Source organism: Candidatus Nealsonbacteria bacterium (genome assembly GCA_026396195.1).
Taxonomy (GTDB): domain Bacteria; phylum Patescibacteriota; class Minisyncoccia; order Minisyncoccales; family JAGGXC01; genus JAPLXH01.
Genome location: JAPLXH010000004.1, coordinates 18,071 through 30,770, shown reverse-complemented (window position 1 = coordinate 30,770; position 12,700 = coordinate 18,071). Strand labels below are relative to the sequence as shown.

At 36.1% G+C, this 12,700-nt stretch carries 17 protein-coding genes and 3 tRNA genes; 2 read left to right on the top strand and 18 right to left on the bottom strand.

Annotated features, from left to right (window positions below):
* The 12 genes from NTU58_01010 to pilM form a co-directional block, all read right to left on the bottom strand.
* Positions 1–468, bottom strand: a 468-nt coding sequence (locus tag NTU58_01010) for a hypothetical protein (GenBank protein MCX6764271.1), incomplete at its 3' end; no start/stop codon positions are given.
* Positions 469–516: 48 nt separating this feature from the next.
* Positions 517–855: a hypothetical protein gene (locus tag NTU58_01005; GenBank protein ID MCX6764270.1), complete on the bottom strand. Its 339-nt coding sequence runs from the start codon at positions 853–855 to the stop codon at positions 517–519.
* 16 nt (positions 856–871) lie between these two features.
* On the bottom strand, positions 872–1,645 hold the full coding sequence (locus NTU58_01000) for a prepilin peptidase (protein ID MCX6764269.1): 774 nt from the start codon (positions 1,643–1,645) through the stop codon (positions 872–874).
* Between the two features lie 81 nt (positions 1,646–1,726).
* The gene (locus tag NTU58_00995) at positions 1,727–2,203 is read right to left on the bottom strand and encodes a type II secretion system protein (protein ID MCX6764268.1); all 477 of its coding nucleotides are present in this window, start codon (positions 2,201–2,203) and stop codon (positions 1,727–1,729) included.
* Between the two features lie 106 nt (positions 2,204–2,309).
* A complete protein-coding gene (locus tag NTU58_00990) occupies positions 2,310–3,521 on the bottom strand; it encodes a type II secretion system F family protein (GenBank protein MCX6764267.1) in 1,212 nt (403 codons plus the stop codon).
* Between the two features lie 5 nt (positions 3,522–3,526).
* Positions 3,527–4,594 (bottom strand): type IV pilus twitching motility protein PilT, encoded by a 1,068-nt coding sequence (locus NTU58_00985; protein ID MCX6764266.1) that lies wholly within the window; start codon positions 4,592–4,594, stop codon positions 3,527–3,529.
* Positions 4,595–4,599: 5 nt separating this feature from the next.
* On the bottom strand, positions 4,600–4,965 hold the full coding sequence (locus NTU58_00980; GenBank protein ID MCX6764265.1) for a response regulator: 366 nt from the start codon (positions 4,963–4,965) through the stop codon (positions 4,600–4,602).
* A 25-nt stretch (positions 4,966–4,990) separates the two neighbouring features.
* The gene (locus NTU58_00975) at positions 4,991–6,715 is read right to left on the bottom strand and encodes a GspE/PulE family protein (protein MCX6764264.1); all 1,725 of its coding nucleotides are present in this window, start codon (positions 6,713–6,715) and stop codon (positions 4,991–4,993) included.
* An 18-nt stretch (positions 6,716–6,733) separates the two neighbouring features.
* On the bottom strand, positions 6,734–7,039 hold the full coding sequence (locus NTU58_00970; GenBank protein ID MCX6764263.1) for a hypothetical protein: 306 nt from the start codon (positions 7,037–7,039) through the stop codon (positions 6,734–6,736).
* An 11-nt stretch (positions 7,040–7,050) separates the two neighbouring features.
* Positions 7,051–7,578: a type 4a pilus biogenesis protein PilO gene (gene pilO, locus NTU58_00965; protein MCX6764262.1), complete on the bottom strand. Its 528-nt coding sequence runs from the start codon at positions 7,576–7,578 to the stop codon at positions 7,051–7,053.
* A 6-nt stretch (positions 7,579–7,584) separates the two neighbouring features.
* Positions 7,585–8,133: a hypothetical protein gene (locus tag NTU58_00960; GenBank protein MCX6764261.1), complete on the bottom strand. Its 549-nt coding sequence runs from the start codon at positions 8,131–8,133 to the stop codon at positions 7,585–7,587.
* Positions 8,134–8,145: 12 nt separating this feature from the next.
* Complete coding sequence (gene pilM / locus NTU58_00955) at positions 8,146–9,207, bottom strand: type IV pilus assembly protein PilM (protein MCX6764260.1); 1,062 nt, start codon at positions 9,205–9,207, stop codon at positions 8,146–8,148.
* Positions 9,208–9,237: 30 nt separating this feature from the next.
* Between pilM and NTU58_00950 the strand changes: the two genes are divergently transcribed.
* Positions 9,238–9,942 (top strand): ComF family protein, encoded by a 705-nt coding sequence (locus NTU58_00950; GenBank protein ID MCX6764259.1) that lies wholly within the window; start codon positions 9,238–9,240, stop codon positions 9,940–9,942.
* 134 nt (positions 9,943–10,076) lie between these two features.
* On the opposite strand, the gene NTU58_00945 is transcribed toward NTU58_00950, so the two are convergent.
* The 3 genes from NTU58_00945 to NTU58_00935 form a co-directional block, all read right to left on the bottom strand.
* Positions 10,077–10,778 carry a hypothetical protein gene (locus NTU58_00945; GenBank protein ID MCX6764258.1) on the bottom strand — a complete coding sequence of 234 codons (702 nt, stop codon included), beginning with the start codon at positions 10,776–10,778 and terminating at the stop codon, positions 10,077–10,079.
* A 46-nt stretch (positions 10,779–10,824) separates the two neighbouring features.
* Positions 10,825–10,914: transfer RNA gene (locus NTU58_00940), tRNA-Ser, on the bottom strand.
* Between the two features lie 10 nt (positions 10,915–10,924).
* Positions 10,925–11,012: transfer RNA gene (locus NTU58_00935), tRNA-Ser, on the bottom strand.
* A gap of 179 nt (positions 11,013–11,191) precedes the next feature.
* Here NTU58_00935 and NTU58_00930 point away from each other — a divergent pair.
* Positions 11,192–11,266: transfer RNA gene (locus NTU58_00930), tRNA-Arg, on the top strand.
* 92 nt (positions 11,267–11,358) lie between these two features.
* Here the strand turns inward: NTU58_00930 and NTU58_00925 are convergent.
* Genes NTU58_00925 through NTU58_00915 form a run of 3 tightly spaced genes read right to left on the bottom strand, consistent with a single transcriptional unit; the run spans position 11,359 to position 12,664 of the window.
* Complete coding sequence (locus NTU58_00925; GenBank protein ID MCX6764257.1) at positions 11,359–11,757, bottom strand: desulfoferrodoxin; 399 nt, start codon at positions 11,755–11,757, stop codon at positions 11,359–11,361.
* 13 nt (positions 11,758–11,770) lie between these two features.
* Complete coding sequence (locus NTU58_00920) at positions 11,771–12,364, bottom strand: ferritin-like domain-containing protein (protein ID MCX6764256.1); 594 nt, start codon at positions 12,362–12,364, stop codon at positions 11,771–11,773.
* A 9-nt stretch (positions 12,365–12,373) separates the two neighbouring features.
* A complete protein-coding gene (locus tag NTU58_00915) occupies positions 12,374–12,664 on the bottom strand; it encodes a hypothetical protein (GenBank protein ID MCX6764255.1) in 291 nt (96 codons plus the stop codon).
* Between the last annotated feature and the right edge of the window lie 36 nt (positions 12,665–12,700).

Sequence of the window (12,700 nt, the reverse complement as noted above, 5' to 3'; positions counted from 1 at the left end):
ATTATTATTGTAAATATTGCTGCCCGAATCTGTCCATTTACTGAAACCTCCGCCAGCAGTACTCAAGCATGTGCCGGCAGTAGTACAAACATCAGTGGCTCTCACCTGGCCATTAACATCCAATCTTTGTGAAGGTATTGTGGTTGTTCCAATGCCAACATTGCCTTGCGCCACGATTAAGCCGACTGGAGCGCCATTAGTGTTAATTAAAGCTCCATTAAGAACCCTCAACATTCCAGGCCAACCGCCACTGCCCTCCAATCCCACCCAAAGGCTGTCTAAAGTGGCTAACCAACCGGTTTTTGTCTGGCCTGAAGACCCGACATTTAAAGGAGAGGAAGCGTTTCCATCAGGAGGATTTTCTTGCGGCTCAGTCCAAGCCACGGCCCAAAAGCTCAAAACAAAAGAAATGACCAAAACTCCCAAAACAAGCGGAATTAATTTAAAGAAAGAATTTTTATTAACCATAATAATATGTTTGACTAAGATTAAAAAACAACGACTTTTTTAATTAATTTATAAAGAAGAAGGAACTAAAGAATCAAGAACTTCTTTTTGAATTTCAGGGGGTTTTTTGGTTCCCTTGGTTCCCTTAGATAAACTATCAAGAGTTTTTTCCATGGCTTTTTTCTCGCTTTCTGACATTTCTTTGGGTGCAGGCGCGGTTAAAAACTGCAAAACCTCGCTCAATTGTATTTCTCTTTGTTTAAACTGCTCTTTGGGTGGGAATATTATTTCTATTTTTTCCCCTTCTTCGGGAAACTCCAAATAAATAACCGTTCCCACGGTTAAAAAAGCAACAACTATTATAGTTAAAAGCAGATAAACATTGCCTTTCTGTGCGTTTTTTAACATATTTTTAACATATTTTTTAATAAACAATTAAAGAAAGATACCAATTTAATATTTTTTCTCCCCAAAAAAACGCAATCAAACTGCCCAGCACCAAAAAAGGGGCAAAAGGAACTTCCGACTTTAAATTTTTCCTTTTCAAAACAATCAATCCTATTCCTATTATAGCACCAATAGTAAAAGACAAAAAGAGGGCAAGTAAAATATTGGGGAAACCCAGAAAAAGCCCCAAAAGAAAAACCAGCTTAACGTCTCCAAAGCCAAGCCATTTGCCTTGGGAAATCAAAAAAATAATTAAGAAAAAAACAAAACCCCCGAGAGCAGAGGGCAAAAAATTAAATAATAAATTATTCAGATTAAAAAAATTATAAATTAAAGCCAGGGCAATGGCCGGGTAAATTATTTTGTCAGGGATTAAAAAATGTTTTAAATCATAAACAAACACAACTATCAAAAAACAAAAAATTGCCGAATAAAAAACGAACCCTAAAAAATTTGAACCGAGTCCAAAATGTTGAAAAAGCAAAATAAATAAAAAGGCGGTTCCCAATTCAACCAAAGGATACTGCCAAGAAATCTTTTTTTTACAATAACGACATTTTCCTCTTAAAGCCATGAAACTCAAAATTGGAATTAAATCCATAGCTTTTAACGTTTTTTTGCAATGAGGGCAATAAGAACGGCCAAACAAAAAACTTTCTTCTTTTTCAAGGCGGTAAATTACGCAATTTAAAAAAGACCCGATAATCAAGCCGAAAATAAAAACAAAAAAATAAATAATAAAATCAAACATTGTTTATTTGATTAATAATAACATAAATTTGCCTCTGCTGGAAAACAGAGGCAAATGTTAAAAATTATTTTCTGGAATTAATTACCACGTACAACAATAACCATTCATCCTGGTTGCTGATTCTGTGCCGGTTGATTTAGTCCCTTTTTGATTGGCAAAAATAAGCTGATTCATTCCTGCTGCTGTCCCCTGTTCGGTAGTCGCATAAACACAATACCATTGACCTATCCCTAAAGTAGCATCACCAGTACAAGCTGCTACATTGCTTACCCAATTATAAACCTTGGTGGGGTTCTGAGGGTCCAGCGGAAAAGGGTTTAAAAATTTGTCAATTCCCGGGATTAAAGTGGCGGATGTTGTATAGTTTCCATTGTTGGCATCAAAATACATTTCCATAGCCAAGCCGATCTGCCTGATATCCGATTGCCTTCTGGCATCTCTGGCTTTGCCCCTGGTGGTGCCCAAAGAAACCAAAACAATGGAAGACAAAATTCCGATAATGGCTATTACGACTAACAATTCGATTAAGGTAAAACCTCTATTTTTTTTGATTATCATAATTTTATTTCAAATTTTTCTATTTTCTCGACCTTTTTATATTTTACAAACTTATTATAGCATTTTCAAAAAAACAAAGTTGTGGAAAACTTAAATCAAGGATTTTTTAAGCCGAAGAAACCGCCTGGTAAAGGGGAACCAAAATAGCTCCCACCACCAGTCCCACACCAAGCCCCAAAAATAAAATCAAAACCGGCTCTAAAATCTTCAAAAGGTCTTCAATGCCCCTCTCGATCTCCTGGCGATAAAAATTCACCACATTAAGCAGGGAAGTATCCAAAGTTCCGGTTTTCTCCCCCACCATAATCATCGTGGTAAACATTGCCGGAAAAAGTTCCGGATAACGGCTCAAAACCGTTGAGATTTTCTCTCCTTTTTTAACTTCATCGGTGGTTTTTAAAATCGCTTCTTCGTAACAGGTATTTCCCACAACATTGCCCGCAATTTCCAGGGATTTGGCAATGGGCAAGCCTCCGGAAATCAGGGTGGAAAGATTCTCGGCAAATCTCGACACATACACCATTTTAAAAAAATTACCGAGCATGGGCAGTTTCAAAACCATTTTATCTTTTCTTGCCTTGCCTTTTTCCGTTTTTGAAAAACTGAACAACAAAAATAAAAAAACTGCAAAACCAATCATTGAAACAACCCCTTTCCAGCTTCTGGCAAAATCGGTTGCCCCGATTATAACCCTGGTAATCAAAGGAAGCTCTTGGTTGGTTGATTTTAAAAGCTCAATCAACTGGGGAAGAACAAAATAGGTCATTAAAAAAATAACGCCGATAACCATGCAAATGATTAAAATCGGATATATCATGGCTCCCCTTATTTTGGAACGAAGATAATAATCCCTTTCCAAATGGTCGGCCAAGTAGCTTAAAGAATCGGAAAGTTTTCCGGCGCTCTCTCCTGACCTGACAATATTGATATAAAACTGGTCAAATAAATCAGGGTAGCTTGACAAGGACTGGGAAAAAGCGATTCCGCCCTCTATTCTCTCGGAAAGTTTTATAATCTTTTCCTTAAAATCTTCTTTCTGTGTCTGACCGGACAAGGTTCTCAAAGATTCAACCAAGGGAACCTCCGACCTAAACATAATGGAAAGCTGGCGGGAAAACATTACCAAGTCTTTTTTTGAGGCCTTGCTAAATAATTTTATTTTTTTGGTATAAAAAGGAGCGCTTTCTATTTCTTCCAGCTGAGTGAGAAAAAATCCGTATCCTTGTAAAAGCAACACGGCCCCTTCCCTGGAAACTGCTTCCACTATTCCGGTTCGCATTTCACCGCTTTTTGTTCTGGCTTGATATTCAAATTTCATTTTTTTTATTTCCTAATTAAGGCCTTCAATTCGCTGGGGTTCGAAGAATAATCCAGAGCGCTTCTAAGGCTGATTTCTCCTTTTCTTACCAGTTCAGCCAAATATCTGTTCAAAGGAACCATTCCTTTTTCCGCCGAAGTTTCAATTACCAAAGGAATTTCATGGATTTTATTATCCCTAATCAAACTGGAAATTGCGGAATTGCAAAACATTATTTCAAGGGCCGGTATCAAACCACCTTTGGCTCTTGGAATTAATTTTTGGGCAATAACTCCAAACAAGGAAGTTGCCAATTGGGCCCTGATTTGACCTTGCTGAAGCGAAGGAAAGCTGTCCACAATACGATGAATGGTTTGAGCGGCGGAATTAGTATGAAGAGTGGCAAAAACCAAGTGACCCGTTTCCGCAGCTGTAATTGCCGTTGATATGGTTTCCAAATCTCTCATCTCTCCCACCATAATCACGTTTGGGTCCTGACGAAAGGTAGAGGTTAAAGCCCGGGTAAAGCTTAAAGTATCCTGATAAACTTCCCGCTGGTCAATGATGCATTTGTCATCCTGGAAGACATATTCAATAGGGTCTTCGATAGTAATAATATGTTCGGTTCTCGTATGGTTTATTTCGTCAATTAAAGCCGCCAAAGTGGTGGATTTCCCGTGACTGCTGGGACCGGTAACCAAAATAAACCCTTGATTGGGCTTGGTAAATTGATGAATTATCGGCGGTAAATTTAATTCGTCAATGGTTGGAATTTTTGTCGGTATCAAACGCAAAGCAGAGCTGACAGTCCCCTTTTGAAAAAAAATATTCACTCTGAACCTGGCTTTTTCTTCAAGGGTATAAGAAAAATCAATTTCTTTTTTATTTAAAAATCTTTCCTGCTGTTCTTTGTTCATTAAAGCAAAAGCCAGTTCCCTTGAACTTTCAGCGTTCAATCTTTTTCTTTTAATTAAAGGTGAAAGACGGCCGTCCACTCTCAAAACCGGAGGATGACCTACGGAAAGATGAAGGTCGGAAGCTCCGGCCTTGATCGTTAAAGATAATAGCTCGTCAAGTTCTTCTTTTGGTTCCATGTTTTTTATTGTATTATTTTTTTAATCTCTTCAACAATTTCACTCGGTTTGTGGTTGGCTTTAATCAAATATTTTGTAACCCCGAGTCCCGCATAATCCTTTTCTTCAAGTCTCTTGTCTAAATTCGAAAGAATAATAACCGGCAAGCTTTGAAATCGGTCTTCTTTTTTAATTTCTCTCAAAAGGTCCAATCCGTCAATGTCGGGCAAAACCAAATCCAAAACCAAAAGGTCGGGTTTTTCCTTTTTTAAAAATTCCAAGGCTGATTTTCCGTCTTTCGCAAATTCGGTCTCAAACCCCGATTCTTTTAATTTGGTAATGTAAATGTCGATTAAAAATTCGTCGTCTTCCACCAAAAAAATTTTTTTCATATTTTAAAATATTTTTTATAAAAAATTAAATTTCAGACGCTTCCCTGATTACCTCCTCAATGGAAGTTTCTCCTGATAAAACTTTCAAAATTCCGTCTTGCCTCATTGTAATCATTCCTTGGCGTTTTGCCTCTTCGGCAACTTCGGCTTCCGAACCTCTTTTAAGGGTCAGCTCGGCCAATTGGTCGGTCATTTCTAAAATTTCAACTATTGCCACTCTGCCCGAATAACCCTTTCCTCCGCATTTTTTACAACCTTTGGGCTTGAAAATAGTAAAATTAGGATTAATTTTTGTTTTTTTTCTCATATGTTCAGGAAGCCGTTCTATTTCTCTTAAAATCATCTTTTTTGCTTCTTCTGCCGGTTTTACGGCTTCCTTGCATTCCGGGCAAAGCCGCCTCACCAGTCTCTGGGCAATGGCTAAGCTCAAACTGGAAGGAATTAAATAAGATTCTATTCCCAAATCAATAAAACGAGGAACAACTCCCGAAGCGCTGTTGGTATGAAGGGTAGATAAAACAATGTGGCCCGTAAGGGCAGCGTGGACAGACAAAGAGGCTGTTTCTTTATCTCTTATTTCTCCCACCATAATTACGTCCGGGTCCTGACGAACAATACTGCGGAGCCCGGAAGCAAAGTCGTATCCAATTTCGGGTTTGGTCTGGGATTGATTTATCCCAGGTAAAAAATATTCTATCGGGTCTTCCAAGGTAACGATGTTAACTTCTTCGTCGTTTAAAATTCTTAAAATAGCATACAAAGTTGTAGTTTTTCCGCAACCGGTAGGGCCTGTAGCTAAAATCATTCCATAGGGCTTGTTAATCGCTTTTAATATTTTTTCACAATTTTCCGGAATAAATCCTATTTGCTCCAATGTTCTCATTCCGGTTTTAGGATTTAAAACTCGAATTACCACTTTTTCCCCGAAATTAGTGGGAAAAGTAGAAACCCTAAAATCAATATTGTCTTCTCCAATTTGAGCGGAAAATCTCCCATCCTGGGGGACTCTTGTTTCATCTAATTTCAACTTTGAAAGAATTTTAATTCTGGCGACTACGGCCGGATGAATTCTCGAAGGCACAAAAAGGGAAGCGTGCAAAACGCCGTCCAACCTGAACCTGACTCTGGAATTTTCCCGGCCCGGTTCAATATGGACATCGGAAGCTCCTCCTTCTACGGCGTGCCTGACAATAACCGCCACTACTTTTGAAATAGGGGCTTCTTCCACCAATCTCATTAATTCTTCTTCGTCAACCTTGAAGGTAGTTTTTTCGCTTTCCAGTTCAACTTCTAATTCTTCCAGGGCTCGGGTCACCTCTTTTCTTAAGTTCTTATATTTTTTTAATACCTCCCTGAAAGAAGTTATGGTGATTAAAAAAATTTTGTAAGATATTTTTTGTCTTCTGGCTAAAAATTTTACCGCCTCTTGGGCCTTTAAGTCTTCCGGATAAACCATTCCTATTTCTAAAGTTTTTTCTTTTTTTGACAAGGGCACCATTGAATAAAAATTAGCCGAATCCTCGGGAATCAATTTTAACAATTCAAGGGTTATGTCTTCCAAAACCGGTTCTTTTATGGGTATTTTAAGATTCTTGCTTTTAAACTCGAATAAAAGTTTTTCTTCGACTATTTTTTTGGATAAAATAAATTCTTCTTCTTTTTGGCCAGAATTTTTTATTTCATATTCAAAGGAGGCGGCGCTCTTTTTGTCTAAAATTTTTTCTTTTACCAACGATTGGATTAAGGTCATGTTATTGTAAAAATAAAACTATTCTTTAGGGCTGCTGCTGGTCTCGTAAGGATAAAATGGGTTTTCTCTCCCCAATTCCGCGGCGGAAGGAGCCGCGGGGGAATCCGAAAAAGGCTTAAGCTTTAAGAATAAAGGACTGTCTAAAATTTCAAAATCTATCTTAATTTTTTTAATAACTTGGGGATATTCAGGCTCAATATCAGTAGGTTCTTCTTTTTTAAAAAACTGGGAATAAAGAATTATAAAAATAATTACAAGGGAAATTAAAAAAAATAAAACTAAATTTTTTTGGCTTTTTTTCTTGCTGGTTAAGGTAATTGCCATTTTCTTGTTTTTTATTTTACAAATTGAGTTTTTACGCTCAAACTAAAATCAAAAGGCTTGTCTGCTTCTGGTGGGGAAGAAAAATTGACAGATTCTACGTTAAACATCCTTGCCGAGTTTTCCAGGGCGGAAATAAAGCTCTTTTGGGCCAAATAACTTCCCGCTGCCTGAAGATTAATTGTAATTATGCCTTGTTTTTGATTTTCTGATGGCTCGGAAACGTTATTTGAAATCCCGGTCAATATCAAACCGTTTTGAGAACAGGTTTTAATTATGAAATCATAAAGCAAGGGAAGGTTCGGGTCTCGCGGAAAAGCATAATCAATAAGAGCAATTTTATCCTTATATTCTTTTTCTATTTTATCTTTTATTTCTTTTAAATCAGAAAGATATTCTTCTTGGGCTTTAATTTCAGAATTAACGATTTCTGTTTTTAATGCTAAGGGTTTCATTTTTTGATATTCGGGCCAAACCAAAAGAGCTGACACGACTAAAGTTGCTAGTAAAAAAACGATAGCTAGGTTTTTAAAAGAAAACATGGTTTTTTATTTAAAAATAAATAAATCGGGGTTAAAAATAATTTCTATGCCAAATTTAACTTTTCCTTTTTCTTCCATCGAGATAGACGATAACTTCATACTTAAAATGTCCGGCCTGTTTTTAAAAATAATTATTTGTTGAGCTAAAGTTATAAAGCTATCCGCGTTACCGGAAAAATTGAGTTGATATAATTGCGAATCTTCTTTTATTGTTTTAGAAAAATTTGCATTTTCCCACATTACTTTAATATGGGTATTTTTTTCTAAAAAATCAAAAAAACCCAGAATGGATTTGTGAGCCCTAAACAAATCGTTAAAATTATCAATTTTTTCTTTAGCAACTGAAATTTCTGTTTCAATAAAATTTTCACCGGCTTTCAACTGGTCAAGTTCATATTGTTTCGCTGTTAACACTTCGGATTTTTTCTGTAAAGTTAGAAACAAATAAAAATAACAACTGACCACTGCGACCAAAACAATCAAAGAAATAATAAATAAAATATTTCCTCCTTCTTGGAACTTAGATTCGGATTTTGGAATTATTTCAATAGCCATTTGTCTTTTTGTTTATTGTTTGATGCCTCTCAAGGCCGCTCCTGTAGCTATCGTAAACGAAGGGCCCATTTTTTCTAATTTTTTTTCTAAAACCGGGGGGCAAAAAATATTCAAAAAAGGATTCGCAATTAAAACTTCTTTTTTGAAATAAGAAGAAAGATAGCCGACCAAACCCGGAAGAAAAGCCGACCCTCCGGATAAAATTATTTTTTTTACTTCCGAGCCTTTTGCCAAATAAAAATCTTTAAAAATCTTCTCTATTTCCATTATAATAATATTAACCAAGGGAGACAACACCTCTTTGGTCTCCAAAGACTCCAAACCGTATTTATTCTTTAAAGAATCTGCGTTTTCCGGAGTTGTATTTAAAGATTTTATCAAAGCGGAAGTTAAATCATTGCCGGAAACATCAAAGCTGTGACTTAATTTCAAAGCGCCCCCATCAATTATATTAATCGTGGTGCTCTGGGCGCCGATATCTAAAACACAGATAACTCCTTTTTCCTCTTTGGATAGGGCTCTTGTCAAACTGAAAGCTTCCGCTTCCAAATATTTAATATTAATTCCCGTCTGCTTGGCTATTTCCTGATAACGACCAATTAAATCGTTGGGAACCGCAACCAATAAAACCCTTAAATTTGTTTCTTTTTTCCCGGCCTTTCCTTCAATCAGAAACCAATCAAGGACCACTTCTGAAATGGGAACGGGAATATGCTGCCTGGCTTCAAAAGTAACAGCTTCCTGCAATTCTTCCTGGCTCATCGGAGGGAGTTCAAAGCTGGTAAAAAAAGTAGAAAAATCAGGTATAGTAAAAACAGCTTCTCTGGTCTTGATGTCGGCGGTAATTAAAATTGATTTAATAACCTTGACTATCTGCGAAGTCGACAATAAAAAAGTATCCTCGGAAAGTTTTTGGAAGGGCTCCTCACGAAAAGGAGAAATAGACAGATACCCGTAATTTTTCAACTCTACCCTTCCTCCCCACCTGGCAAGTTCAATGATTTTTATTGAAGACACGCCGATATCTATTCCTAAAAAACTTTTTGAAGATAATCTAAAAGGATTTCCAATCATTGATTGATTATAACAAAAAAAATAAATTTAATGAAAATTAAAAACTTCTTACTGGACATCTTGTTCCCGAAGTTTTGCTTTAATTGTAAAAAAGAGGGAATTTATCTTTGTGAGGATTGTAAGTCCTGCTTGGAAATTTCGGAAAATGTCTTTTGTCTTTGTGAAACCCCTCAAAGACCAAGCTTCGGCGGTAAATGTCCAAAATGCAGTTTTAAAAAATTAGACGGCCTTTATTTTGCTCTTTCATACCAAAATAAAACAGTTAAAAAATTAATCCATCAATTTAAATACGAACCTTTTATCAAGGATTTATCGGAAAATCTGGCTGATTTGATTATAGCTCATTTTCAAACATTAAATAAGGGTGAAAAAGATTTTGAAGGAAAAATTTTAATCCCCATTCCCCTAACCAAGAAAAAACTTAAAAATCGAGGATTCAACCAAGCTGAAGAAATCGCTAAAAAACTTTCGGAGAAATTAAAAATTCCCGTTATTGCTGATTGTTTAATCAAAGTTAAAGAAAATCTTCCCCAAATGGAACTTTCCTTAAAAGAAAGGCAGGAAAACATAAAAGGCGTTTTCGAAATTATAAAAAAAGAGAAAATTCAGGGTAAAAAAATTATGTTAGTTGATGATGTTTATACCACCGGCTCTACCATGGAAGAAGCGGCAAAAACGCTGAAGGAATCCGAAGCAAAAGAGGTTTTTGGAGTGGTTGTAGCCAGAGGAAGTTAAATCAAAAATCTCGATTATAATCGGGATTTTTTAATCTGCGGGACACTTGGGTTAAGTACTAATGATTTTAAGATGTTTTGACGATTTTTTGAGGCTAGTCGACTGAGGCATGTGGGTCGAGACTCTATTTTTAATCACACAAATTCTAAGATACTTTTAATAATTTTTTCTCCGTCCTCAACCGATTTTTTGCATAGCTGTAAAATGTTTATATCTGTATCCGAAAACACAAATGAAATCCAAGTTACTCGTTGAACTCCTAGTCTCGGATCGAAATTCTCTAATGGCTCTGCATTGATGTCTTTTGAATTAACTAGAATGCCATTAATGAGACAATTACTCATTGAAACACCTACTGCTCCTCTACCTACGCGAACGGCGTTACCTAACCTTGTCTCATTTTCTTTCTTTATAGTCTGGGGAGTTAACCGAATATGTTTCTCATTTGAATAATTCCTTAAGTATTTTAACCATAAGTAACCCGGGTTATAAGGCTGGACAGAATCAATAAATTTATAAAAATCTTTATGGCTTATTATAATATCGTTCATTTTCACATTACCCAAAAACTTTAAATCTCCTTTTTTAGAAACGATTGGGAAATGTACCTTCGTAGATTTTTTATCGTAGTCAGAAAGACCATTAAAATAATATTTCTCAAAAAATTTACGAATAGCTTGATCTAATAAGTGCCTAATTTTTAGCAGAACTTCTTGAGTTAAGTTTTTTGTTTTCTCAGAAACATCCTTTGCTTGTAAATCAACATTACAGGCCTTTTCTAGGTCTTGCATTAATTCTTTAGCTCTATCTAATTGTGATTGAATGTCTTGATCCATTGTTATTATAAATTAAAATTCCGGATTTTCCGATAAAACTTTTTTATGGCGGAGGGGGTGAGATTCGAACTCACGGTAGAATTGCTTCCACAATGGTTTTCAAGACCATCGCCTTCAACCGCTCAGCCACCCCTCCAAAGAGAGAGCGGAGGAGGTGGGACTCGAACCCACAAACCGCTTTTTACACGGTTACAGTTTAGCAAACTGCTGGCTTGCCATTCGCCGCACTCCTCCAATTAAATCATATATATATTAAAATTTATTTGAACAAAAATCAATGCCTTTTTCTAATAATTTTTAATAACATATAATTAAAAAATATCGTTTTCAAATCTTTAAATTTTAAATAATTACATAAAACAATAGATTGAATTTTAAAAAAATTTGTGCTAATTTAGGAAAAAGAACTTTCTGTCCCCATAGCTTAACGGATAAAGCGCAACCCTGCGGAGGTTGAAATGAAGGTTCAATTCCTTCTGGGGGCACCATCCTTCGTTTTCTCCTTCGTATAAAACTTCGGAATGGTAAACCAAAAAAAATCCCGATGATCATCGGGATTTTTTAGTTGTCCTATTTTTTATTATTTTTTCCAGAGTCCATGAACATTGCAATAAGCCCTAATCTCTATTATTTCCATTCTTGTGTAAAAATCAGCTTCAGGGCTTTCACCGAGTTTTAAGAATTTTTTGCCTATTTTTCCGTCTTTAGTTTTTATTTCTATCCATTCTATGAAATGCTTTTCTTCCATGGGATGGGGAATTTGACCGACTTTTATTTTAAAGCCGTCGCTCCCCTTGCAATCATTTGCCGGCAATCTCTCTGTGACCGGTAAATGTTTTTCCTGACCCTGGTCTTTTGTTTTTTCTTCAAGTAAGTTCATGGGTTGACCGCAACAAACCAATTCCCCGCCGCCGACTGTCAAAACTTCCACCACATTTCCGCAAATTAAACATTTGTAAATTTGATTTTTGGCTATCATGTTTTTTTATTAATTAATATTCTTCGCACTTGATCTGGTAAAAATTTTCCTCGTGGTCGCAGGAAGGACATTTGTCGGGCGGCTGCTTTCCAAAATGGACATAACCGCATTCACGGCAAACCCACCAAACCTCCTTATCCTTTTTGAAAATTGCTCCTTTTTCCAGCTCAGCAAGAATTTTTTTGAATCTCTCTTCGTGGTGCTTCTCGGCTATGGCAATTGCCCTTAGCCTTAAGGCTATTTCTCTTAATCCCTCTTTTTCAGCGATGCTGGCGAATTCCGGATACATTTTAGTATATTCATGATTTTCCCCTGAAATTGCTGATTTTAAGTTTTTTTTGGTGTCACTGTAAATCATGGGGACTGAAGCCTGAACCTCAATTTCTTCTATTTTTTCTCCTATTTTATTTTTCAATTCATTGATATGCTCAAATAATCTTTTAGCGTGCTCTTTTTCGTTTTCAGCGGTAAGTAAGAAAATCTCGGCAATCTGCTCAAAACCCTCGCTTCTCGCAACCTTAGAATAAAAAGTATATCTGTTCCTGGCTTGGCTTTCACCGACAAAGGCCTTGGCTAAATTTTCAATTGTTTTTTTCATGATTTTTATTTTATTAAACTAAATTTTGTAATCTTTTCTGGCTTTATATTCTTGTTTTTTTCCTTCATTCCATTGGGCTATCGGCCTTAAATAGCCGACGATTCGGGAGTAAACTTCGCACTTCCTGAAATTGGTCAGACCCGGATTTTTTTCAAAACATTCGTTGCATTTTAAAATCGCGATTTTTTCGCCGTTGTCTTCGTAAACAAGTTCTTTTCCTTTCAGAGTTCCATTGCTCTTGATTTTGATTTCTTTTTTGCAATCATGACATAAATTTTTATTTTTTTTGACAATTTTTGCAGATACCATATTTTTATGATTTTTATTTTTTAATCAAAGAAAGTG

Coding starts and splice junctions, on each gene's coding strand:
- NTU58_01000 (MCX6764269.1), bottom strand. CDS start 1,645: ATGTTTGATTTTATTATTTATTTTTTTGTTTTTATTTTCGGCTTGATT.
- NTU58_00945 (MCX6764258.1), bottom strand. CDS start 10,778: ATGGATCAAGACATTCAATCACAATTAGATAGAGCTAAAGAATTAATG.
- NTU58_00970 (MCX6764263.1), bottom strand. CDS start 7,039: ATGGCAATTACCTTAACCAGCAAGAAAAAAAGCCAAAAAAATTTAGTT.
- NTU58_00925 (MCX6764257.1), bottom strand. CDS start 11,757: ATGATAGCCAAAAATCAAATTTACAAATGTTTAATTTGCGGAAATGTG.
- NTU58_01005 (MCX6764270.1), bottom strand. CDS start 855: ATGTTAAAAAACGCACAGAAAGGCAATGTTTATCTGCTTTTAACTATA.
- NTU58_00975 (MCX6764264.1), bottom strand. CDS start 6,715: ATGACCTTAATCCAATCGTTGGTAAAAGAAAAAATTTTAGACAAAAAG.
- NTU58_00960 (MCX6764261.1), bottom strand. CDS start 8,133: ATGGCTATTGAAATAATTCCAAAATCCGAATCTAAGTTCCAAGAAGGA.
- NTU58_00980 (MCX6764265.1), bottom strand. CDS start 4,965: ATGAAAAAAATTTTTTTGGTGGAAGACGACGAATTTTTAATCGACATT.
- pilO (MCX6764262.1), bottom strand. CDS start 7,578: ATGTTTTCTTTTAAAAACCTAGCTATCGTTTTTTTACTAGCAACTTTA.
- pilM (MCX6764260.1), bottom strand. CDS start 9,207: ATGATTGGAAATCCTTTTAGATTATCTTCAAAAAGTTTTTTAGGAATA.
- NTU58_00950 (MCX6764259.1), top strand. CDS start 9,238: ATGAAAATTAAAAACTTCTTACTGGACATCTTGTTCCCGAAGTTTTGC.
- NTU58_00915 (MCX6764255.1), bottom strand. CDS start 12,664: ATGGTATCTGCAAAAATTGTCAAAAAAAATAAAAATTTATGTCATGAT.
- NTU58_00990 (MCX6764267.1), bottom strand. CDS start 3,521: ATGAAATTTGAATATCAAGCCAGAACAAAAAGCGGTGAAATGCGAACC.
- NTU58_00995 (MCX6764268.1), bottom strand. CDS start 2,203: ATGATAATCAAAAAAAATAGAGGTTTTACCTTAATCGAATTGTTAGTC.
- NTU58_00985 (MCX6764266.1), bottom strand. CDS start 4,594: ATGGAACCAAAAGAAGAACTTGACGAGCTATTATCTTTAACGATCAAG.